This is a genomic window from Chryseobacterium sp. (assembly GCF_045629545.1).
In the GTDB taxonomy this organism is placed as follows: Bacteria; Bacteroidota; Bacteroidia; order Flavobacteriales; family Weeksellaceae; genus Chryseobacterium.
This window is the reverse complement of record NZ_JAZQRK010000026.1, coordinates 20,067-42,779: the sequence shown is the minus strand read 5'-3', so window position 1 is coordinate 42,779 and position 22,713 is coordinate 20,067. Positions and strand designations below refer to the sequence as shown.

Below are 22,713 nucleotides of genomic sequence, written 5' to 3'. Positions count from 1 at the left end.
AAAATATTAAGAACTCAATCCAAATTATTTTTCTTAAAAAAAACTATCTTTGCATTCACTATGGCTCAAAAAGAAACTTTATCATCTCTTACTCAAGGAAACTTTGCTAAGGAATTATCTATTGCAGACGGCAAAATGCCTCCCAACGCATTAGATTTTGAACGATTAGTAATTGGTACTTTTTTAATAGACAAAAAAGGACTCGATGAATCTATTGACCTTCTTACGCCAGAAGTTTTCTATGATCCTAGACACCAAGTGATCTTCGAAACTATTTTAAAATTATACGAAGGTAACTTCCCCGTGGATCTGATGACCGTTATACAAGAGCTTAGAAAAGGAGACCGCCTGAATACTGCAGGTGGTGATAGCTACATCATAGAATTGACAATGGGAGTGAGTTCTTCTGCACATATAGAATACCACGTAAGGGTAATTTTAGAAAAATATATTTTAAGAAGCTTAATCAATGTTTCTGCAAATGTTATAGATAACTCTTATAAAGAATCTACAGATGTTTTTGAACTTTTGGACAAAGCCGAACAATCTTTTTTTGAAATCACCAACGGAACCATTAAAAAAGGATTCGACACCGCAAATTCTTTGGTAAAACAGGCTATTGACACCATAAAATCTCTTAAGGATAAAGAAGGAATATCTGGAGTTCCCTCTGGTTTTTCTGGCATTGACAAAGAAACTGGTGGGTGGCAAAATTCGGATCTTATTATTATCGCAGCACGTCCTGCTATGGGTAAAACCGCATTTCTTCTCTCTATGGCTAGAAATATTGCAGTAGGACACAAAATCCCTATGGCATTATTCTCTCTGGAGATGGCTTCTGTACAATTAATTACAAGGATGATTGCGTCCGAAACAGGTATATCATCAGAAAAATTAAGAAAAGGACAAATGAGCGATGAAGAGTGGCAAAGACTATTCTCCAACGTATCCGAACTAGAAAACGCACCACTTTTTATAGATGAAACTCCATCTCTATCAATATTCGATTTCCGTGCAAAATGCCGAAGATTGGTGATGCAACATGGTGTAAAAATCATCATGGTGGATTACCTTCAGTTAATGACTGCGAGTAGTGGCGGTAAAGGAGCTGGAAATCGTGAACAAGAAATTGCCATGATCTCTAGATCCTTGAAGGCTATTGCCAAAGAACTGAATGTTCCTGTAATTGCCCTATCACAGCTTTCTAGAAGTGTGGAAACTCGACCAGGGAAAAGACCTCAACTTTCTGACCTTAGGGAATCTGGAGCTATTGAGCAGGATGCCGATATTGTATCTTTTATCTTCAGACCAGAATATTACAAAATTGCCGTTTGGGATAATGATGAAGAAGGACAAGAGACTTCTACAGAAAACCAAGCAGAGCTTATTATCGCAAAACATAGAAATGGTGCTACGGCAGACGTAAGAATGTCGTTCATGAAGAATATTGCAAAATTTGGCGATCTGGATGTATTTGGAAGTGGATACGGATACCCTTCTGGTAATGCGCAACCACAAGATCAAAGTGGGTTTGATAAAATAAAGACTACTATCCAACCAGGTGCTGCTTTCGATCTTCCAGAAAAATCTAAACTATCCGGATCTTCGATGAATGATCTTGATGATGAAGAAGATTTTCCATTTTAAATAAATAAAAAAGTGTTTTCTTTTTTGATAATTAAATTCATTTTACAATCCACTTGAGAATAGAAATATATACCGATGGTGCATGCAGTGGAAACCCTGGTAAAGGTGGATACGGAATATTGATGCGCGTTCCTGAAAAAAATTACGAAAAAAGATTTTCTAAAGGTTTCAGAAAAACCACCAACAATCGCATGGAACTTTTGGCGGTAATTACGGCGCTAGAGAAACTGAAATCCACAGAAAACGACATCCATGTATTTACCGATAGCAAATATGTGTCCGATTCTATCAATAAAAATTGGATTGCGGGATGGATTAAAAGAGGCTGGAAAAATGTAAAAAATCCTGATCTGTGGAAAAGATTCGTGATGCTATACAATCAGCACAATCCTACGATGTATTGGGTAAAGGGACATGCTGGGCATTTCGAAAATGAAATTTGCGATCAACTTGCGGTAGCAGGCGCCAACTCTGAAATTTTGGAGGTAGATACTTATTTTGAATCATTAGAAAACCAAGGTTTATTCTAGATTCATTCTCCCTTTTTCCGATTGCAATTATTTTCATCGATAATTTTAAAGAAAAACCTTAGCAATTCGGTATTATTCCTACTAATATTTGCTTTAATACTCTTATTATTCATATTCAATTCCTAAATTTGTTTTATGAATCATTTGGAAGCACTTAGCAGAAGATATTCTGTGAAAAAATTTAATCCCGAGAAAATTGTTCCTCAAGAAAAACTACTTCGTATTTTGGAAGCTGGTAAACTTACGGCTAGTTCTCTAGGGTTACAACCTTATGAGATAATTATTGTGGAAAGCCAAGAGATGAAAGAAAAACTTATCCCTGCTTTCTACAATCCTTCCCAAATTTCTACTTGCTCTCACCTTATTGTAATAGTTTCTAAAAAGAAGATAGACGAGCGTTATATTCAAGGTTATTTTTCTCATATTTCTGAGGTAAGAGAGGTGCCAATGGATGATCTTGCACTTTTCAAGAATAGCATTAGCCATCATATCGAACAAAAAAATGAAGACGAAGTTTTCAACTGGGCAGAAAAGCAATCTTATATTGTACTTGCCAATCTGATGTATGCGGCTGCTATAGAGGAAATAGATACTTGCCCTATGGAAGGCTTTAGACAAGATAAAATAGATGAAATTCTAGGTATCGATTTAGAAAAAGAAAAAGTGACTGTTACATTGGCTTTGGGATATAGATCTGAGGATGATGACTTTCAACATTTAAAAAAAATAAGAAAACCCAACGATAAATTGTTTAAATTTATATAAGTAGCCAACAATTACCCTAAAGTAAGTTTATGATAAAAGCGGATGTATTAGTAATTGGTTCCGGAATTTCGGGATTATCTTATGCCATTAAGGTTTCCGAACAATTACCGAATGCCAAAATAATCATCGTTACAAAATCTGATGAAGACGAGAGCAACACCAAGTATGCACAAGGTGGTTTGGCTGTGGTTACAGATTTTAAGAATGATAATTTCGAAAAACATATAGAAGACACCATGCGAGCTGGCGATGGCGAAAACCAACGCGATGTAGTAGAAATGGTAGTAAGGGAGGCTCCGATAAGATTCAACGAAATTGTAGAATGGGGCGCGCAATTCGATATGAAAAACGGCGAATTTGCCTTAGGAAGAGAAGGTGGCCATACAGAAAATCGTATTGTTCATCATAAAGATATTACAGGTTTTGAAATCGAAAGAGCACTTTTACAAACCGTAAAAAACAGCCCTAATATTGAGATCCTAGATCATCATTATGTGATTGATATCATTACGCAACATCACGTACCAGGAAAAGAACTGAATGAAGGCGACATCCATTGTTATGGCGCGTATATTTTGGACGAAAGGTCTAAACTCATAAAAAAAATTACTTCAAAAATTACATTAGTGGCTACAGGAGGCGCAGGACATGTTTATAAAAACACTACCAATCCAACCATCGCAACAGGTGACGGAATTGCTTTCGTAGCTCGTGCAAAAGGAAAAGTGACTAATATGCAATATTATCAGTTTCACCCTACTGCAATGTACAGCAAGCTAGACGGAATGTTGTTTTTAATATCCGAAGCGGTACGTGGTGATGGTGCAAAACTGAGAACCAAAAGAGGTGAAAAATTCATGCATAAGTATGATGAACGCGAAGAATTGGCTTCTAGAGATATTGTAGCAAGAGCCATTGATAGCGAAATGAAAATTACTGGTGATGAATACGCAGGATTGGATTGTCGAGAAATGGACCAAGAAAAATTCTTAGAACATTTTCCAAATATTTATAAAAAATGCAAGAGTGAAGGAATTGATCCATTTACACGATTGATACCTATTGTTCCTGCATGTCATTATCTGATGGGAGGAATTGAAGTAGATAAAGACGGACAATCTTCAATCAACAATCTTTTTGCGGTGGGCGAATGTACCAATTCTGGCTTACATGGTGCCAATAGATTGGCTTCGAATTCTCTTCTAGAAGGTTTGGTTTTCGGACATAATGCAGCCATAAAGACAATGCAGCTTCTTAGAGAAAACAACTTCAATGTAGAAGATCTAAAGGCTGTCCCAGAATGGAATGAAGATGGCATGAAAATCATAGAAGAAATGGTAATCGTCTCCTATCTGAGAAAACAACTTCAAGAAATGATGAGTGACCTTGTAGGTATTGTAAGAAGTAATAGCCGACTGAAAATGGCATTACAAAAGCACCAAGAAATTGCTGCGGCTGTAGATGAAACCTACCGCTACTCTATTATTTCACCACAACTTTCAGAACTTAGAAATTTGACTACTGTTGCCCACCTTATCATCACACAATCTATTGAGATGACCCAAAACAAAGGCGCATTTTACAACAAAGATTTAGCATAAAGCATTATAATTACACAATCAACATGAAAAGACCCAACTACGCGACTGATAAAGTGATCAAACAATTTATAAAAAATGCTTTGGAAGAAGACATCCAAGACGGTGATCACTCTACTCTTTCTACCATACCCAAAAATCTGCAGCAAAGTGCTAAGCTATTGGTAAAACAAGATTGTATTTTGGCAGGTGTAGAACTAGCCGAAATGATTTTTAAAACTTTTGATAAAAACTTAAAAGTAGAAATTTTCATTAAAGATGGAAAAACAGCCAACATTGGAGATGTAGCACTTACTGTAACAGGTAGCGCAAGATCTATCCTTACTACTGAAAGATTGGTACTCAACTGTATGCAAAGAATGAGTGGGATTGCCACCCTTACTCACGAATGGGATTCTAGATTGATTGGTTCTAAAACTAAACTTTTAGATACAAGAAAGACAACGCCTAACTTCAGAGTTTGTGAAAAATGGGCAGTTGCCATTGGTGGTGGCACCAACCACAGATACGGGTTGTATGATATGATTATGCTAAAAGACAATCATATAGATTATAACGGAAGTATTACCAATGCGGTAAGAATGGCTAAAGAATACATCAAAACAACCAAAAAGAAACTTAAAATTGAAGTCGAAACTAGAAATCTAGCAGAGGTAAAAGAAGCTATTGCAGCCAATGTAGATAGGATTATGCTGGACAATATGGATGTTGAAATGATGAGAAAAGCAGTTCAATTGATCAATGGCAGTTGCGAAAGTGAAGCTTCTGGTGGAATTACCAGAGATCAACTAAAAGAAATTGCTACTACGGGCGTAACATATATTTCTGCTGGAGCGCTGACGCATTCGGCTGAAAATATAGATCTTAGCCTGAAGGCGGTAAAACAATTAGAACTATTTAACGAGTAAAATTTATAAATTTTTTGTGTATCAGTGAGGAATTGAAACTGTATTTTTTACTATAATTAAGGTTATTTATTTTAAAAAATTTATAATCGAATACGAAATATACGCTAATTTTATTATTATGCAATTCATAAAAACATCTTATTATCCTTAAAAAATAGATAATATGACATTTTTCACATGAAAATTCAGAAATAATCTAATGTACTCATAATAAATTATTTACAGCTTATTGAGATTGATTAAAAATTAACATTAAGTTAATAATAGTTAAAATAAATTTACCGATTTTTGCACAAAAATTAAATCTAACTATTACTTACGATTATGAAATTAATCAACAAATCGATGCTGACAGTGATTGTATCACTTTCTACTGCTAGTATTTATTATGCTCAACAAACTCAGGACACCTTGAAATCAACAAGGTCTAAAGATATTGAAGAGGTAATATTACAAGGTGTAACAGATATCGCTAAAGATAGAAAAACACCTGTAGCTGCATCAACGATTAAAGCTGCTCAAATTATTGAAAGATTAGGAAACCAAGAATTACCAGAAATCTTGAATACAACTCCATCAGTATATGCTACTAAAAGTGGTGGTGGATTTGGAGATGGAGGTATCACAATGCGTGGTTTCGAATCTAGAAATATTGCTGTAATGGTAAACGGTATGCCAGTGAATGATATGGAAGGAGGCTCAGTTTATTTCTCAAACTGGTCTGGTCTTTCTGATGTTACTAGTACACTACAAGTACAGAGAGGTTTGGGTTCTTCTAAATTGGCAATCGCATCTGTTGGAGGTACGATGAACTTCATAACAAGAACTGCTGATATGAAAAAAGGAGGTGTAGTAAGATTAGGAGTTGGTAACAACGACTATTTAAAGACATCTTTTGCTTATAACACAGGAAAATCTAACGATGGTTGGTCTTCTTCAATTTTAATGAGTAGACAAGCTGGTTCTACTTATATTGAGAACACAGACTTCGAAGCTTATGCATATTATTTTGCATTAGGTTTTGAACCAAATAAAAAACACAATTTTCAATTTACTTTAACTTCTGCTCCACAATGGCACGATCAAAGAAGTTATGCAAGTACAATTAATGATTATATCAAATATAATCCAGATAACGACGGTACTCCAAACAGATCTTACAACTCAGATTTCGGATATTATACAAATAGCGAGGGTAAAAGAGTAGCTCTATCAAATAGAGGTAACTACTACGCTAAGCCTGTAATGATGTTGAACTGGGATTGGACGATGTCTGAAAAATCTAAATTATCTACAGTAATCTATGCTTCTAATGGTAGAGGTGGTGGTACTGGTGATTTAGGAAGAGTGGGTGGTAAAGGGATCAACAACTTTACAAGAGATGCTGGTGGACATTACGACTATGATGCAATCTTTGCTGCCAATGCAGCTGTAAATCTTAACAATCCAGCTACAGCTTCAAACTCTACGTTGGTACAGAGATCTTCTATCAACTCTCACAACTGGTATGGTATTATCGCAAACTTCCAGCATAAAATAAATGATAATTGGAATTTCTCAATAGGAACTGATGATAGATATTATTATGGTTACCACTACCAAGTTATCAATAATCTATATGGTGCTTCGGGATATAAAGATAATAAAAATGTAAATTTAGCTCCTAGAGTCGTTTCTAGAGCTTTCAATTATAAAAACTTATCTTGGAACCCATTCGGTGGTAAAACTGCAGATTTAGAAGACCAAGTAGGTTACAGTAACGATGGAGAAGTATTATGGTACTCTGGTTTCGGACAAATCGAGTATTCTAAAAATAATCTTTCTGCATTTGTACAAGGATCAATCTCTAATCAATCATACCAAAGAATTGATAACTTTGTGAAAAATGATGGATCTACTATTCAACAAGGACAAAATGTGAATACTAAAACTGGTTTCAAAGACCTTTTTGGATACAATGTTAAAGGGGGATTAAACTATAATATCAACGATAACCATAATGTATTTGGTAATATAGGATACTATAGTAAACAACCATTTATGAATTCTGTTTACCCATCTAACCAACAAGTTCTTAATCCAACTCTTACCAACGAGAAAATTTTCTCTGCTGAATTAGGATATGGTTTTAGATCTGCAAAATTCAATGCAAACGTTAACGTTTACAGAACTGAATGGAAAGACAGATGGATGAGAAAATCTCAAGATTTTGATGTTTTAGATCCAACAACGAATATTAGCTCTATAGTAGCAGGATATGCTGAAATTAACGGAATCACCCAGGTACACATGGGGGTTGAGGTAGATGCAAGCTACAAAGCAACTAATTGGTTAGAATTCCAAGGTATGTTATCTTACGGAGACTATAAGTATGAAGGAAATGCTACAGGAGTTACGTTTGATAATAACAATAACCCGATTAATGTTGTAGGAGGAACTAATAGTACTACACTTTATTTAGATGGTGTAAAAGTAGGAGGATCAGGATCTAACTCTATCCCTCAATTTACTGCTTCATTAGGAGCTACACTAAGACCAGTAAAAGATTTATCAATCTATGGTACTTGGAGATATACAGGAGAATTATATTCATCTATTGATCCTACAACTTTCTCTAAAATCGAAAATCAAGAAAGAGGTACTTTACAATTACCAGATTTCAATGTATTTGATTTAGGTATCTCTTATAAAATTAGATTGAACAATCCTTCAAACTATTTCACAATAGGGGCAAATGTATACAACTTGTTTGATACTACCTATATTGCTGATGGTGCCACAAATATCTTCAGTGATGACAAAATTACAACTAATGGTGATCCAGACAAAGGTAAATCTTACTATGAAGCGGGAAGAATGTATGAAGGTGTTGCTACTGCTAACAGAGTTTATTTCGGATTCGGAAGAACTTGGTCAGCTAACTTATCTTTCAATTTCTAAGAATAATAATTCTTATAATGATATTAATCCCGACTCTACGTCGGGATTTTTTTTATCTTTGCAATTAACTTAAAATTATCAGTATGGATTTCAATTTTATGCTTCAAGCACACCGTGGTTTCGCTTATTTAATATTGCTTGCAATTGCAATTTTCGTAGTTGCATTAGTAGTAACCATGTTTGGATATTCAGGAAAAATTTCAAAATTATTGCGAAAATCTACTCTTTTCACCATGATTTTCTTTCATACCCAAGCTGTTATTGGTTTGGTAATGTTATTTTTCTTCTCACCAGGATTCAAAGCAGCTACGGCAGCAGGAACATTAATGAAAGATTCTGTTTCTCGTAATGCTTATGTAGAACATCCTTTTGCAATGATTGTGGCGGCTGTATTGTTAACTATTTTAAATAAAAAATTTAAAACAAACGACAAGTTACAAATGAGCTGGGTAATTATGGCTGTAGTAGCTTTAGCATTAGTACTTTGGGCTTTCCAATGGCATAGGCTTTTTGCTTAAATGAATAACGAATATATATACAAATAAACCCTTTTTTAATACAATGAAAGTAGCTGTGGTAGGATCCACCGGAATGGTGGGGCAAGTGATGCTGAAAGTTTTGGATGAAAGAAATTTCCCAATAACAGAATTAATTTTGGTAGCTTCTGAGAAGTCTATCGGGAAAAAGATAAAGTATAAACAGGTAGACTATACTATTGTAAGTATGGAAGACGCCATTGCAGCCAAACCCGAAATCGCTATTTTCTCTGCTGGAGGAAGTATTTCTTTAGAATATGCACCCAAATTTGCAGAAGTAGGAACTACAGTTATTGATAATTCTTCAGCTTGGAGAATGCATCCAGACAAAAAATTGGTGGTACCAGAAATCAATGCGCAAGTATTGACTAAAGAAGATAAAATTATTGCTAACCCAAATTGTTCTACAATTCAATTGGTAATGGTATTAGGTCCACTTAATCAGAAATACGATCTAAAAAGAGTTGTCATCTCTACTTATCAATCTGTTACAGGTACTGGTAAAGCAGCAGTAGATCAGCTAAACGGTGAGGTAGTAGGTAATGATGATGTGGCAAAGGTATATCCTTACCAAATTTTCAAGAATGCGCTTCCTCATTGTGATGTATTTTCTGATGACGATTATACCAAAGAAGAAATTAAACTAATGAAAGAACCAAAAAAGATTTTGGGTGATGATACATTTAGTTTAACGGCAACTGCGGTAAGAGTTCCTGTACAAGGAGGACACTCTGAAAGCGTAAATATCGAATTTGAAAATGAATTTGATTTGGATGAAGTAAGAAAAATACTCTCTGAAACTCCTGGCGTTGTGGTGATGGATAATGTTGCTAATAACGAATATCCAATGCCATTCTACTCTGAAGGTAAAGATGAGGTTTTTGTAGGACGTATCCGCCGAGACCGATCTCAACCCAATACGCTGAATCTTTGGATAGTAGCAGACAATCTCCGAAAGGGCGCTGCTACAAACGCAGTACAGATCGCAGAATACTTAGTAGAAAATAAATTAGTATAAACTAACAAAAAAGAAAAGAGTCTCCAAAAGAGATTCTTTTTTTTATCAAAGTATGGATACAAAAAACATCGTAAAAGAGAATATCTCGTTTCAAAAATGGATTGCTATTTTTGGAATGTTGCTCTTTATGGCTAAAATTGTCGCTTGGAAACTTACAGATTCAGATGCTGTATTTTCTGATGCGATGGAAAGTATTGTGAATGTTATTAGTGCATTTATGGGATTATATTCATTGTATTTAGCTTCCAAACCTAAAGACGAAGACCATCCTTACGGGCATGGCAAAGTAGAATTCGTAACATCGGGCATAGAAGGAGCGCTTATCGCAATTGCGGGGATTATGATTATCTATGAGGGAATTAATAGTTTGATTATAGGAAAAATATTGAAATCTTTAGATTGGGGGATTGCCATCATTGCAGCAACGGCTATCATCAACTATATTTTAGGATATATTTCAATAAAAAAAGGTAAAAAAGTAAACTCAGTAGTCCTTATATCCTCGGGGAAACATCTTCAATCTGATACTATTACTACGTTAGGCGTAGTGATCAGTTTAGTAATTGTATATTTAACCCACATATTCTGGCTAGATTCGGTCATAGCGCTCCTATTTGGGCTATACATTATATTTGTTGGATACAAAATTATCAGAAAAGCACTTAGCGGAATAATGGATGAACAAGATCCTCAAATTCTAGACAATATTATACGCGTATTAGAAAATAATAGAAAAATAGAGTGGATAGATGTGCATAATATGAAAGTACAACAGTTTGGAGCGTCGCTGCACATTGATGCCCATATCACTCTGCCATGGTATTACAGCCTAAGAGATGCCCACAACGAAATGGAAAATATGATTCTATTACTAGCAAAAAACACAAAAAGAACGATCGAATTCAATTTTCATATGGACGATTGCAAACCAATATCCTGCGAAGTTTGCCAAATATCAGATTGTAAAGTAAGAGAAAGAACCTTTGTAAAAAGGGTTGTATGGACGGCCGAAAACGTGACACATATCAAAAAACACAGTTTATAAAACTACCTACTCTATCATTTTCTTTCGGTAGTAGAAAATCGGAACAATAAGTAGCAATATCAAAGGTTGTATTACAAATCTTCTCATATAAAAAGAAAAAAGGTAGCCAATTTCAAAATTATTATCGATGCAAAATAGATAGATAGGAAATGTAATTGCGAATACAATAAAAATCAATAACGCTCCTTGTTGTGTCCATTGTTTATTTTTAAAGATAAAATGAATGATAACACAAGAGAATATGAGATTCAAAACAAACCTAGATAGATGCCCAAATATGAGTTTTGTCCATTCTACTTGTGGTAGCTTCATATTTTCGTTTGAATCATGAAAATAGGCTAGTAGAGGATCATAGAATAGCTTATCTTCTAGTATTCTTACACTCATCAGCCCTGCGATTCCCAGAATCACCATTATCCAAGAAATTATTTTCATTTTTTCAGGGCAAAAAATTTAATCCAAACCAACCATAATATCACCACAGTACCGTAGATAATTGCAGGAAAAAAATAGTCGTGGGACATCTTACTATATTTAGGATAATCTCTTGTCACTAAATTAAGGCCAGCAATTCTAATCACATTAATAATATAAAGAATTATAAATCCAATAATTCCGAATAGGAAAGTTTTTGCTCCTTTATAAAAAGCAAAAATAAAAGCAAAAAACAAGATAATCACAGAGATTGCATTGCAACCTTCCACCATTCTTGTCACATACTCATTCTTTACAATAAAATAAACCTGCTCATTATTCACATCGTCAAACAATGAAGTAGAAAATCCCAAATGATTCTGAATGAACATAACTTGGTCGGCAACAAGTCTAGAAAAAGGGTCCAAACCTTGCGCTCTAAAGCTATTCAGATAAAACTGATAACCAAGCAGCAACACCAAATAGATGATGATAAATCGTAATAAAATGATTAAAATAGGTTTAAAATCCTTTAGCATTCTACAAAGATAAAAATTAGGGTGTAATTTAGTATATTTGTCGACTATTATGATATCCGAAAACGCAAAAATATTTTTCGAATCCTATTTTGGTGAAAAATCAACCCAATTTACCACCTTGGCTCAGAGCGGATCTGCAAGAGTGAATTTTTTGGCTCAAAACAAAAAAGGAGATTTCATCGTTACCTACAATGAAAATGTTTCGGAAAACGAGTGTTTTTTTTATTTTTCTAACGTTTTTTCTAGTTTACATCTAAATACGCCTACTCTATTTCAGATTTCTAATGATAGAAAAACGTATATCCAAGAAAACGTAGGAAATGCTACTTTTTCTGAAATAATAAGCGAAGAAGGCGCATCTAATCGAGTAAAATTGCTTGCGAAACAAGCTTTGCAAAAACTTTTTATCCTACAAACTGCTACAAAAGATAAAATAGATTTCACCCAAACTTTCGAGTACGAAAAATATGATGAACTACCTGTAATGCACGATTTGTATTATTTCAAAAATTTTGTGGTAGACGTTTTAGAACTAGAATATCACAAGTCTACTCTACTCAAAGAATTTAAAAAAATAGTGGCATTAGTAGAAAATACTGCACCACAAGGATTGATGATTCGCGATTTCCAAGCAAGAAATATCATGGTGAATAATCATGACGAAGTTTCCTTTATAGATTATCAATCTTCGATGCAAGGACCTTTGATGTATGATGTGATTTCGTTTTTATATCAAGCCAAAGCCAATTTTAGCACAAATTTCAGAGCTGAAATGCTAGATTTTTATATTCAGCAATTTGATGATGAAAAAACCAAAACAGATCTTAGAAATTCTATACAACCTATACAATTAATGAGATTTTTACAAGTTTTGGGTGCTTACGGTTTCCGTGGATTGATCCAGAAAAAACAACATTTCATCGCAAGTATAGGCAAAGGCATAGAAAACATCATACAGTTTTCTACATCTTGGGGGTCTATGAACCAATATCCAGAGCTGAATAAGGTAATTTCGCAACTGAATACTACAAAAACTAAGGAGAAAATTTCTGCTTTAGTTTCTCAATAATAATTTAATTTTAAATAACTAATCATGTTACATATAGACATCCACAGTTTTTCTTACAAAAAAGGAGGCATCCCAAAAGATCATTCTGGTAATGGCGGAGGCTTCGCATTCGATTGTAGAGGAATTTTGAACCCTGGGAGGATTGAAGAATACAAAATACAGACAGGTAATGATGTTGGCGTGCAAGATTATTTGGAGACTAAAACCGAAATGCCAAAATTTTTGAACTTGGTGAAAGATTTGGTGTCCATTAATATCAACGATTATTTAAACAGAGGATTTGACAATCTACAAATCAACTTTGGATGTACTGGCGGACAACACAGATCGGTATATTGTGCAATAAAAATTGCAGAATTTATCAAAGAAAAATTTCCAGAAGGAACAGAAGTAAGCATTCATCACGATGAGCAACCTCAACTCAACAAATAATCAGCTCTTTCCACATTTTGGAATTTAGGTTTATTTTAAAATAATTCATTCTTATTACATAATGAAAGCATTACTCTTTGCAGCGGGAAAAGGCACTCGCCTAAAACCTTTTACAGATCATCATCCAAAAGCTTTGGCAAAAGTAAACGGAGTTCCACTATTAGAAAGAAATATCAAATATTTGAAGGGATTTGGGATTACCGACTTTGTGATTAATATTCACCATTTTGGTAGTCAAATTTCGGATTTTTTGAAAACGAACAATAATTTCAATTGTAATATAGAGTTTTCTGATGAAGCTTCTGAACTCTTAGAAACTGGTGGTGGTTTGATTTTTGCTAAAAGATTCTTAGATCATGGTGAGGACTTCCTTATTATGAATGCCGACATACTTACTAAAATCAATATCACAGATTTTGTAGCGTATCACAAAAACATCAATGACTTTGCTACTTTAGCAGTTTCGGATAGAGACAGCTCTAGAAAATTGCTTTTTAATGATGATATGGTTTTGCGCGGTTGGATGAATGTGCAAACAGGTGAACAAAGATTAGCAAAGTTTAATAAAGCCTTTAAACCCTACGCATTTAGTGGAGTGCATTGCATCAACCCTGAAATTTTTAATAAAATAAAAAGAACAGGAAAATTTTCTATTATGGAAGAATATTTGGATCTAATGAACACAGAAAAAATTCATGGGTTCTTGCACGAAAGTATTTTGGTAGATGTAGGAAGACCCGAATCTGTAATAGAAGCAGAAAAACACTTTAAATAAAATACAATGAAAATTGAAGAAAGATCTCATGAAGGGAACGTAAATCCTGAATACAGTTTAGAAGAAAGAAAATTACACAATAGTTTCAAGCAAAAAACATGGGACCAAATTGTAACAAAGGACAGCTGGATGGTTTTCAAGATCATGGCAGAATTTGTCGATGGCTACGAAAGAATGTCTAAAATTGGCCCTTGTGTTACCATTTTTGGATCTGCAAGACTAAAACCGGATACCAAGTACTATGATATGGCAGTAGAGATTGCCGAAAAAATTACAAAAATTGGTTTCGGCATTATCACTGGAGGCGGCCCTGGTATTATGGAGGCAGGTAATAAAGGGGCACATAATGCCAACGGAACTTCTATTGGATTGAATATTGAATTGCCCTTTGAGCAGCATTTCAACCCTTATATCAGCAAAATGCTTTCGATGAACTATGATTATTTCTTCGTAAGAAAAGTGATGTTTGTGAAGTATTCTCAAGGTTTTGTGGTGATGCCTGGCGGTTTTGGAACATTAGATGAGCTTACAGAGGCACTTACCTTAATACAAACTAATAAAATTGGGAAGTTCCCAATTGTTCTTGTTGGTACCGAATTTTGGAGCGGACTTTTGGGTTGGTTCAAAGATACTTTACTCAAAGAAGGGATGATTGCCAAAGAGGATCTAGACCTTTACAGAGTGGTAGATTCCGCAGACGAAGCAGTGGAACACATTAATGCATTTTACAAAAAATACGCAGTGAACGTTAATTTTTAATTGGCATTATATTTGAGACTTACATATAACAGAATGATTGCAAATTTATTTAATAAAATGAAAATAAAATTATACATATCGGGCATCTTTACCCTATTAGTTCTCATGAGTTTCATAAGTGCCGATTTTTACTCCTCTATGACGAAAGTAGATTATATTGATGGTAGCAAGACTTTGAAATTTACTACTAAGATAAATACAGATCATATTGCGGATGCTATAAAGATTAATAAAAGTACTGCTGGCTTTGAAGCAGAAGTAAAAAAATACGTGAATAATAATTTTGATGTATATGTAAATAATTCTCCCAAAACACTCACTTTTACAGGAAGCCAAGTAAGTGGAGAAACTGTTTGGGTATACTTTGAAGCTGGTGGCGTAGCAGACATAAGTAGCTTAAAGATAAAGAATACTATTTTACTGGGCGCATTTCCTAAACAGATCAACCTAGTGAATATTGCCTATAAAGGCAAACAAAAGACCATGAACTTCCAAAGAGGAAAAGAGGTAAATGAAGTTTCTTTTTAAGTTAAAATAAATAAAATAGAAAATCCGTTGCGTTGTCTACGGATTTTTTTTGCTTAAAAAACATCATTTAAATTCGTTTAAAAACAAAAAGCAAAGCGAACAATAATGCTCGCTTCACCCAATAATCACCTGTGTTTTATCAATTGTTATTGTCCTTTTATTTTGAAATCGTCAACTTCCCAAGTCGCTGCCGAAAATGAAGTTGAGGTATATCTAAATCCTATTCTTACATTTTTACCTAAGAAAGAATTCAAACTCACATTACCAGATCCTACCCAGTCTCCAAAAGCCAAATTATTGCTATCTAGTGTGGCTGGTAAGATAACCCAAACAGTAGTAGAAGGATCTCCTGTATATTGCTCTGTAGCGTAAACCTGCAAAGAATTTCCTGCATATCTTACATCTGATGTAAAACTCACCGCTGCTTGCGTTTTCCCTACCAAACTCACAGATTTTGAAATCAGCCAATCTTCATTGGTGCTATTTCCAGTGGCAAAACCATTCATGGTTGCGTAATAATTTGTTCCATTTCCAACATTAGAAGTTTGCCAAATTGGAGCTCCAACAACATTATAAGTAGTCCAATCTGAACTAAAACCAGTAGCACCAAAACCATCTTCATACAAGGTTGGTAACGATATATAAGTAGAGCCATCACATCTTGTAGCATCTAGATCAGCACCCAAAAGGTCTCTTATCCAAATTTGATAATTACCATTATATAATGTAAGTATCCCATAGATATCACCCTTTCCAGTCTCAATTGTAGTACTTGCAAAATCCGCAAAACTACTTGTACGAAGTGTAAGAGTATTTCCTACACAATCTTCCAAGGTTCTATTGGAAACATTAGATGCAGAGTATACTTTTTCTAAATCTGAATTGATAAACTGTAAATCTTTAATTTTTACAAACTTACCTACATCCGCCATACCAAGTTGTTTGATGGTTTTCTCCGTTGGGATCGGTGAAGAAATAAGAGTATTGGCATCAAAGAAATATTGGTAAATATCAACTTCGGGTATTCTTCCCACTTCTCCATTGAAAGGCATACCCAATTGTACTTCGCCCGAAATAGAACCCACATATAAATTCTTTAATTTGATATAAATATCTTTTCCTACAACAAAACGAGCATCACTATAAAGATCTAATTTATCAATATTTATTCTAATTCCTCCACTTGCATCTTCCACATATAGATATTTGTAAAAATTCCCAGATTTATCATTTGCGGTTACTTTACCTTTTATATAGAAATCTCCAGTAATAGGTACTAGCGTACCAGTAGTCAATTGTTTTACCTCAGCAATTGTCTTTTGAGTTAAGTCCACATTACTAAACTTACAAGGATCACTCGTAAGACCATCCAAACGTGGAAATTTAATCATCTCTAGATCGGTTAGTTTATTAATGAACATTTGGTAAGTAGAATTATACTTACTATAGATTCCTACAAATTTACCATTACCCGAAGGTAATTTTTCTTTGGCAAATGCAGCATATCCACTATTCCTTACCACTCTAGCCGTTGTGGTACTTGCATCTCTTATTTGCTTGTCTACACTGGTGCCACTAGGAGCAAATTGGGTACACAGAACTTTGCGGTCAAACTCCGCATTATTAATCTGAATAAGACAACCAATATATTGGTCATTAGCTGACACCATTTGTGCTGCTGTCATTATTTTAGGGACTATTATACCCTTTATGGTGCAAGATCTGAATAAGTGGTTAGAAATATTTTTCTCTTTAATTCTAGAAACTGATGTGGCTGAAGATTCTGTACCTGTTTTTTCTCCCAATTGTACAACGCCCCCATATGCTCCCACAGCAAGCCCATTTAGCTTAATATAAATTTTAGATCCTTGAGGAAATTGAGTATAAGTACTCACCGCATCTACGCTAATGGTAAACCCATGAGTAGGATTTTCTAAAGCATCTTGTATGTAAATTGTTTTATAAATATTGCCAGATTCATCTGTGGAAGTAACATACCCTTCTGTATAAAGATCGTCACTCCCATCATTAGGTGTAGCATCCAAAGGAAATACAAAAGGAGCATGCGTAGGATTATTGAGCGTGTATTTTTCTTTAAGCTGTTTTAAAGTGACCGTAGTTTTAAAATCTGAAACACAATTATAAGATCCCAAATCGGGTTCGTTATAGGTATCATCATGTACACACCCTGCCAAGATCAGTAGAATTACCGAAAGAAAAATATATCGTAGGAAAAGGTTATTATTTTTCATCTGAATTTTGTTTTTAGAATCTTAAATAAAGATTGGTGAAGAAAGTAGTTCCGCGATCATACCAAAGTTTGGGAGCAAAATAGGGGTTGGCACGCTGAGAATCTGCCAAAGCATCAGCAAAATTTACGTTTCTACCTTGCTCGAAACCACCTGTAACATAGTTTCTATTGTTCAAAATATTATTTACAGATATGCTTAGCCCCATGCGATACTTGCCCAATAGAAAAGATTTTCCCGCATTGGCATTAAGCATAAACTGATTATCAAACTTCTTTTGAGCCGTAATTTGTTGTATTAATTCGGGTGTTACATTGGGATAGGGATCGTTGGTAGAGGGATTAGTATACATATAAGGAGTCTTATTGAGTGCCGAAAAATCCAAATACTGATCCATCAGATAATTGGCAGAAGCTCCTATCCACCAATATTTAGGCGAATTGTATTTTAAACCAAAAGAAAATGCTTTTTGCGGCGTGCCTGCTACTTTATAATCTTTGATGTTGGCTTTTCCCCAAGTATCATTGGAAGATCGAAATCCATTAATGTCATCAAACGTAGATACTTCAGGATTATGGGTATACTTATATTCTCCTACACTTACTACACCAAGGGCATTCAGCGTTGGCAATATTTTTACATCAATTCCTAGTTCTATTCCTAGGTAAGATTTATTAACGCCACTCATGGCTTCATTTACTAATGTACTGAGTGAACTTGTAGAGCCAGGGCTATCTACATCCGCGTAGTATCTAGATATTTCTGTAGCATTTTGTATCGTTGTGTAATATCCCGAAAGTCTTAGTTTAAGAATCTGACCTCTCAATATATAACTAATATCGTTAGAATTAATTATTTGATTTTTAACACCTGGCGTGGTGAAATCTGCAGTCCTTGGATTGATAAAAATTTCGTTGAATGTAGGCGCCAAACTAAAAAATGCGCCATTATAAACTATGAAATTCTTACCATTTATTTTATAGGTAATTTTTCCTTTTATACCAGCATCCAAGGCATCGTATACGGCACTTTTGCCTTTGGAATGATCTTTAAAAATAGCGATACCACTTCTATACGCTCCATCTCTTTGAGATTCTGAATAAGAACTGAATAAGGATGCGACGATGTTCCATCTTTTAAAATCAATTTCAGAAGAAACATGGAGGCTATACGAAGATTTGTTTAGCTGATAAGAATATTGTGTTCGATCTCCTACCCTTGCTTCTACATTGTCATCATCCACATTGTAACGTACATCATTATTAAAGGCGTTGAGATTATAGGCGAAATTGGCTCCCAGTAGATCTTTAATTCTTCTAAAATTGTCTGATTGGAAATTTTGGTAATTCACATTAATGTTCAATTTCCAATTTTCGGCTATACGAGTATCAAAATGCGAAGCAAAATTGAATGTTTTATCTTTATTCACATCTTCTACAATACTGTATATCGCGCCACGCGGATTACCAGACATATCTATAAGATTATTACGATTTGCATTATACAGAGATTGCCAATCTATCTGAGCATTTTCCCGAAATTCGTCTTCTGTTGCCAAACCATAACTTGGCAATTTTCTATAATAAGTGGGATTGGGATCTTCCGCATGAAACCAATCTAGCCTACTTCTAGCATCACTTCCTATTTGGTAGGATAACGTATTTATCCAATTAGAATTTTTACCTAGCTTCAAATAATCCGTTAGCATAAACATGGGCTCAAACACATTTCTTATTCTCGCATTTCGTTTTTCTCCATCTTGCCATCCCCAATAAGAGTTGTAATTTTTCCCCATGATATCGTACACCTCTTGGGTATTCGGAGAATTAGAGGCTCTGTAGGTAGGCGAGCCAAACCCTGTAAAATTAAGAGAATGCTTGTCACTAAATTTCTTTTCGATAGAACCAAAATATCCATAAGAATCTTGGTAAACACCATCAATTATTGCACGATCTCCCCATCTTCTATTTGCCGAAAAAGTAAAAGCCCAACCTTTTTTAGACAATCCAGTAGAATAGGTAGCCATCACTCGGTGGAAATAACTTCTATTACTAAAAGAATAGGCGATAGAAGTTTGTTTTCTATAGCCAGAAGCTTTGGTATTGTAGTAAGCTACACCACCAAGATTTCCAAATGTATATTCTGAAGGTGTAATATTATCTACATATTCGTAAGGATAACGCGTCACATCATTCAGTCCGCCCCAATTGCTAAAATCTATTTTTCCATCATCATTTTTAGACATCAAAACTCCATTGAATGATACATCTTCAAACCGATTATCAACTCCTCTTGCCCGAAACCAATAAGCACCAAGATCGAATGCTGAAACATTTTGAAAAATATCTTTTCCGGAACTAAGCAAACCAATTGTAGGCTGCATAGAAGACCCTCCATCTTCTGTATCGTTAGCCGAATCGTCTACTACCACAACACCAGCGTCAGATTGTAAAGCAGAAGGAAGTAAAACAACTCCTAAATCCTTTCTTTTTTCTTTGTTTAAAATATCAAACTCAAGAATCTTGGATTCTAAATTGGGTTTTGAAATAATAATCCTATAATGACCAGATTTAAGATCTACAAACTGAAAATATCCTATTTTGTCTGTTTCTACCTCATCTATCTGATCTAGAATTACGGTAGCTTTTTCTAATGGTTTACCATCTTGTCCCCTTACATAGGCATATACAGTAGTTTGTGCATAGTAATAAGAAGCTGGTAGCAAAGTGAACAATGCGATTAAGGGAATTTTTTTCATCATCGTTAGTGGTTTGTTTAAAATTATTTAACACAACACAAACAAATGTAATATTATTTTCATTAATTTTGAAAAATAACAACACGAATTATATTAAAATATCTTAACAAATTAAAATATCTATAATCGATAAGGCTTTTAACTGTAAAATTCAAAATTGAATTATAGACTTTATAAATCATATTTGTTTTAATAATAATTAAAAACACTTTTATATGAAAAAATATTCGATTTTAGTTTTTATGCTCCTTTTCGCAATCACTTTTGGACAACAAAAACAAGTAAAAAGAGCAACCATTGCATTCTTGAACGTAGAAAATCTTTGGGACACAATAGCCTCGGCAGACTATATAGATGGTACTTTACCCTTTAGTAATCCCAAATTTCACAGAAGTGTCCCCTTGGATTCTTTGAAATTTTTGGAAACTACAGAAAATTACAAAGGCGAATGGAAAGATGAATTATTAGTAGGTAAAAAGGTGATAAAAAGGCAAATATTATCCGATGATTTCACACCAAAAAGTCCGAAACTATGGGGAACGAAATTTTATAATCAAAAATTAGCCAACGAGGCTAAAGTGATTTCGGAATTGGGAAGACAATATACCAATGATAATCCTGTGGTTTGTGGTCTTATAGAAGTAGAAAATAGACAAGTGATAGAGGATCTAATAAGGCAACCTGCTCTCGCAAAAAGTGATTATGGCATTGTTCATACCAATTCTTATGATGCTAGAGGGATTGATATTGCTCTCATATACCAAAAAAACAGATTTGTGGTAGAAGATTTTTACACCAAAGAAATCAAAATATTTAATGAAGAAGGTAGAAGACAGCATACGAGAGATCTATTGGTAACTTTAGGCTATTTGGATGGCGAAAAGATCGCAATTTTCATGAATCACTGGCCTTCTAGAACTGCTGGAGAAGCATTATCTAGACAGAAAAGAAATGCCGCAGCAGATGTTTTAAAAAAAGAAATGGATTTATTATCTGAGGAAAACCCCAATATAAAAATGATTGCCATGGGAGATTTTAATGATGATCCTGTAAGCCCAAGTTTGAAAAAATATTTGGGCGCTGTGGGAGACCCGAAAGAATTATCAGAATCCTCTCCTTATTATAATTTAATGTATAAACTCTATAAAGCAGGCGTTGCATCGTTAGCTTATCGAGATGCGCCCAATTTGTTTGATCAAATTATTATCTCCAAAAATCTTTACAATGAGGAAAAGGTAACTTCAAGCTATTCATTATTTAAAGCTGAAATTTACGCACCATCATATCTCATCAACGAAGAAGGCCAATACAAAGGATACCCTTTCCGTTCTTGGGATGGAAATCGCTTTACGGGTGGATATAGTGACCATTTTCCAGCCGTATCCGTATACCAAAGAGAGTTTAAGGGGAAATAAAAGCACAAAAAAAAGGTTCAGAATTATCTGAACCTTTTGTATGATGATAAGAAAAAGATTATTTATTAAATAATTCTTCTACTTTATCCCAGTTTACTACAGAGAAGAAAGCTGATACATAGTCAGGTCTTCTGTTTTGATAGTTTAGGTAATAAGCATGCTCCCACACATCTAATCCTAAAACTGGAGTTCCTTTTACATCTGCAACAGGCATTAAAGGGTTGTCTTGATTTGGTGTAGAAGAAACAGATACAGATCCGTCAGCATTTTTTACTAACCAAGCCCATCCAGAACCAAACCTAGTTTTAGCTGCTTCAGAGAAATCATTTTTGAATTTTTCTAGTCCACCATAAGCTTCGATAGCCACTTTTACGTTTCCTACAGGCTCATTGCTTCCCCCTGGAGTAAGGATATTCCAAAACAAAGAGTGATTGAAGTGTCCACCTCCGTTATTTCTTACCGCTGGCTTATCAGTACCTGTTTGGCAAACTTCTTCAATAGTTTTACCTTCCAGTTCTGTTCCTGCAATAGCTTTATTTAAATTATCTACATACGCTTGGTGGTGCTTAGTATAATGGATTTCCATTGTTTTTGCATCAATTGTAGGCTCCAAAGCCTCGTAAGCGTATCCTAATGTTGGTAGTTCGAATGACATACTTTTAATATTTAATGTTAATATGTAAATTTAACCAATATTTAAACTAAATTCAAGATTTACTTACTTATTTAATAAATCTTTAACACAGATTATTTCTGATTATCCAATAGACTCTTTAAAAGCTCGCTTA

The 22,713-nt window shown here is 34.5% G+C and carries 20 protein-coding genes; 15 read left to right on the top strand and 5 right to left on the bottom strand.

Translation table 11 applies throughout. The features are described 5' to 3' along the window. The first annotated feature begins 60 nt into the window (after window positions 1-60). From dnaB to ACKI42_RS05530, 9 genes are all read left to right on the top strand, one after another. Complete coding sequence (dnaB, locus tag ACKI42_RS05570; RefSeq protein WP_407403299.1) at window positions 61-1,647, top strand: replicative DNA helicase; 1,587 nt, start codon at window positions 61-63, stop codon at window positions 1,645-1,647. 53 nt (window positions 1,648-1,700) lie between these two features. Next, the gene (gene rnhA / locus ACKI42_RS05565; RefSeq protein ID WP_407403297.1) at window positions 1,701-2,177 is read left to right on the top strand and encodes a ribonuclease HI; all 477 of its coding nucleotides are present in this window, start codon (window positions 1,701-1,703) and stop codon (window positions 2,175-2,177) included. A 135-nt stretch (window positions 2,178-2,312) separates the two neighbouring features. Then, the gene (locus tag ACKI42_RS05560) at window positions 2,313-2,942 is read left to right on the top strand and encodes an NAD(P)H-dependent oxidoreductase (RefSeq protein WP_407403295.1); all 630 of its coding nucleotides are present in this window, start codon (window positions 2,313-2,315) and stop codon (window positions 2,940-2,942) included. A 29-nt stretch (window positions 2,943-2,971) separates the two neighbouring features. Then, window positions 2,972-4,543, top strand: a complete 1,572-nt coding sequence (gene nadB, locus ACKI42_RS05555; RefSeq protein ID WP_407403293.1) for an L-aspartate oxidase — start codon at window positions 2,972-2,974, stop codon at window positions 4,541-4,543. Window positions 4,544-4,566: 23 nt separating this feature from the next. After that, window positions 4,567-5,448 (top strand): carboxylating nicotinate-nucleotide diphosphorylase, encoded by an 882-nt coding sequence (gene nadC, locus ACKI42_RS05550; RefSeq protein ID WP_407403291.1) that lies wholly within the window; start codon window positions 4,567-4,569, stop codon window positions 5,446-5,448. A gap of 324 nt (window positions 5,449-5,772) precedes the next feature. Then, on the top strand, window positions 5,773-8,388 hold the full coding sequence (locus ACKI42_RS05545) for a TonB-dependent receptor (RefSeq protein WP_407403289.1): 2,616 nt from the start codon (window positions 5,773-5,775) through the stop codon (window positions 8,386-8,388). An 83-nt stretch (window positions 8,389-8,471) separates the two neighbouring features. Then, entirely contained in the window at window positions 8,472-8,906 is a 435-nt protein-coding gene (locus ACKI42_RS05540; RefSeq protein WP_407403287.1) for a hypothetical protein, read from the top strand. A gap of 43 nt (window positions 8,907-8,949) precedes the next feature. Continuing rightward, a complete protein-coding gene (locus ACKI42_RS05535) occupies window positions 8,950-9,942 on the top strand; it encodes an aspartate-semialdehyde dehydrogenase (RefSeq protein WP_407403285.1) in 993 nt (330 codons plus the stop codon). 52 nt (window positions 9,943-9,994) lie between these two features. After that, window positions 9,995-10,987: a cation diffusion facilitator family transporter gene (locus tag ACKI42_RS05530; RefSeq protein WP_407403283.1), complete on the top strand. Its 993-nt coding sequence runs from the start codon at window positions 9,995-9,997 to the stop codon at window positions 10,985-10,987. Between the two features lie 6 nt (window positions 10,988-10,993). Here the strand turns inward: ACKI42_RS05530 and ACKI42_RS05525 are convergent, their stop codons facing one another. Next, the gene (locus ACKI42_RS05525; protein ID WP_407403281.1) at window positions 10,994-11,422 is read right to left on the bottom strand and encodes an exosortase F system-associated membrane protein; all 429 of its coding nucleotides are present in this window, start codon (window positions 11,420-11,422) and stop codon (window positions 10,994-10,996) included. After that, complete coding sequence (gene xrtF / locus ACKI42_RS05520; RefSeq protein ID WP_407403279.1) at window positions 11,419-11,940, bottom strand: exosortase family protein XrtF; 522 nt, start codon at window positions 11,938-11,940, stop codon at window positions 11,419-11,421. The genes ACKI42_RS05525 and xrtF overlap by 4 nt, the downstream gene beginning before the upstream one ends. 49 nt (window positions 11,941-11,989) lie before the next feature. Between xrtF and ACKI42_RS05515 the strand changes: the two genes are divergently transcribed. From ACKI42_RS05515 to ACKI42_RS05495, 5 genes are all read left to right on the top strand, one after another. After that, window positions 11,990-13,009 carry a phosphotransferase gene (locus ACKI42_RS05515; RefSeq protein WP_407403277.1) on the top strand — a complete coding sequence of 340 codons (1,020 nt, stop codon included), beginning with the start codon at window positions 11,990-11,992 and terminating at the stop codon, window positions 13,007-13,009. 24 nt (window positions 13,010-13,033) lie between these two features. Further along, window positions 13,034-13,441 carry an ATP-binding protein gene (locus tag ACKI42_RS05510; protein ID WP_407403275.1) on the top strand — a complete coding sequence of 136 codons (408 nt, stop codon included), beginning with the start codon at window positions 13,034-13,036 and terminating at the stop codon, window positions 13,439-13,441. 61 nt (window positions 13,442-13,502) lie between these two features. After that, window positions 13,503-14,216, top strand: coding sequence for an NDP-sugar synthase (locus tag ACKI42_RS05505; protein WP_407403273.1), 714 nt, complete (start codon window positions 13,503-13,505; stop codon window positions 14,214-14,216). Window positions 14,217-14,222: 6 nt separating this feature from the next. Further along, window positions 14,223-14,975, top strand: coding sequence for a TIGR00730 family Rossman fold protein (locus ACKI42_RS05500; RefSeq protein ID WP_407403271.1), 753 nt, complete (start codon window positions 14,223-14,225; stop codon window positions 14,973-14,975). Window positions 14,976-15,032: 57 nt separating this feature from the next. Beyond that, complete coding sequence (locus ACKI42_RS05495) at window positions 15,033-15,503, top strand: DUF6702 family protein (RefSeq protein WP_407403269.1); 471 nt, start codon at window positions 15,033-15,035, stop codon at window positions 15,501-15,503. A 146-nt stretch (window positions 15,504-15,649) separates the two neighbouring features. Here the strand turns inward: ACKI42_RS05495 and ACKI42_RS05490 are convergent, their stop codons facing one another. Beyond that, entirely contained in the window at window positions 15,650-17,755 is a 2,106-nt protein-coding gene (locus ACKI42_RS05490) for a DUF5689 domain-containing protein (protein ID WP_407403267.1), read from the bottom strand. A 13-nt stretch (window positions 17,756-17,768) separates the two neighbouring features. After that, window positions 17,769-20,513, bottom strand: coding sequence for a hypothetical protein (locus ACKI42_RS05485; protein WP_407403265.1), 2,745 nt, complete (start codon window positions 20,511-20,513; stop codon window positions 17,769-17,771). A gap of 212 nt (window positions 20,514-20,725) precedes the next feature. Here ACKI42_RS05485 and ACKI42_RS05480 point away from each other — a divergent pair, with 212 nt between their 5' ends. Then, window positions 20,726-21,925: an endonuclease gene (locus ACKI42_RS05480; RefSeq protein ID WP_407403263.1), complete on the top strand. Its 1,200-nt coding sequence runs from the start codon at window positions 20,726-20,728 to the stop codon at window positions 21,923-21,925. A gap of 58 nt (window positions 21,926-21,983) precedes the next feature. On the opposite strand, the gene ACKI42_RS05475 is transcribed toward ACKI42_RS05480, so the two are convergent. Further along, a complete protein-coding gene (locus tag ACKI42_RS05475) occupies window positions 21,984-22,580 on the bottom strand; it encodes a superoxide dismutase (RefSeq protein ID WP_407403261.1) in 597 nt (198 codons plus the stop codon). Between the last annotated feature and the right edge of the window lie 133 nt (window positions 22,581-22,713).

Bases quoted from the DNA above. Each gene is read 5' to 3' on its own strand.
- dnaB (WP_407403299.1), top strand. From the start codon at position 61: ATGGCTCAAAAAGAAACTTTATCATCTCTTACTCAAGGAAACTTTGCT.
- ACKI42_RS05510 (WP_407403275.1), top strand. From the start codon at position 13,034: ATGTTACATATAGACATCCACAGTTTTTCTTACAAAAAAGGAGGCATC.
- nadB (WP_407403293.1), top strand. From the start codon at position 2,972: ATGATAAAAGCGGATGTATTAGTAATTGGTTCCGGAATTTCGGGATTA.
- ACKI42_RS05535 (WP_407403285.1), top strand. From the start codon at position 8,950: ATGAAAGTAGCTGTGGTAGGATCCACCGGAATGGTGGGGCAAGTGATG.
- ACKI42_RS05485 (WP_407403265.1), bottom strand. From the start codon at position 20,513: ATGATGAAAAAAATTCCCTTAATCGCATTGTTCACTTTGCTACCAGCT.
- ACKI42_RS05560 (WP_407403295.1), top strand. From the start codon at position 2,313: ATGAATCATTTGGAAGCACTTAGCAGAAGATATTCTGTGAAAAAATTT.
- nadC (WP_407403291.1), top strand. From the start codon at position 4,567: ATGAAAAGACCCAACTACGCGACTGATAAAGTGATCAAACAATTTATA.
- ACKI42_RS05500 (WP_407403271.1), top strand. From the start codon at position 14,223: ATGAAAATTGAAGAAAGATCTCATGAAGGGAACGTAAATCCTGAATAC.
- ACKI42_RS05495 (WP_407403269.1), top strand. From the start codon at position 15,033: ATGAAAATAAAATTATACATATCGGGCATCTTTACCCTATTAGTTCTC.
- xrtF (WP_407403279.1), bottom strand. From the start codon at position 11,940: ATGCTAAAGGATTTTAAACCTATTTTAATCATTTTATTACGATTTATC.
- ACKI42_RS05525 (WP_407403281.1), bottom strand. From the start codon at position 11,422: ATGAAAATAATTTCTTGGATAATGGTGATTCTGGGAATCGCAGGGCTG.
- ACKI42_RS05545 (WP_407403289.1), top strand. From the start codon at position 5,773: ATGAAATTAATCAACAAATCGATGCTGACAGTGATTGTATCACTTTCT.
- ACKI42_RS05480 (WP_407403263.1), top strand. From the start codon at position 20,726: ATGAAAAAATATTCGATTTTAGTTTTTATGCTCCTTTTCGCAATCACT.
- ACKI42_RS05505 (WP_407403273.1), top strand. From the start codon at position 13,503: ATGAAAGCATTACTCTTTGCAGCGGGAAAAGGCACTCGCCTAAAACCT.
- ACKI42_RS05475 (WP_407403261.1), bottom strand. From the start codon at position 22,580: ATGTCATTCGAACTACCAACATTAGGATACGCTTACGAGGCTTTGGAG.
- ACKI42_RS05515 (WP_407403277.1), top strand. From the start codon at position 11,990: ATGATATCCGAAAACGCAAAAATATTTTTCGAATCCTATTTTGGTGAA.
- ACKI42_RS05490 (WP_407403267.1), bottom strand. From the start codon at position 17,755: ATGAAAAATAATAACCTTTTCCTACGATATATTTTTCTTTCGGTAATT.
- ACKI42_RS05540 (WP_407403287.1), top strand. From the start codon at position 8,472: ATGGATTTCAATTTTATGCTTCAAGCACACCGTGGTTTCGCTTATTTA.
- ACKI42_RS05530 (WP_407403283.1), top strand. From the start codon at position 9,995: ATGGATACAAAAAACATCGTAAAAGAGAATATCTCGTTTCAAAAATGG.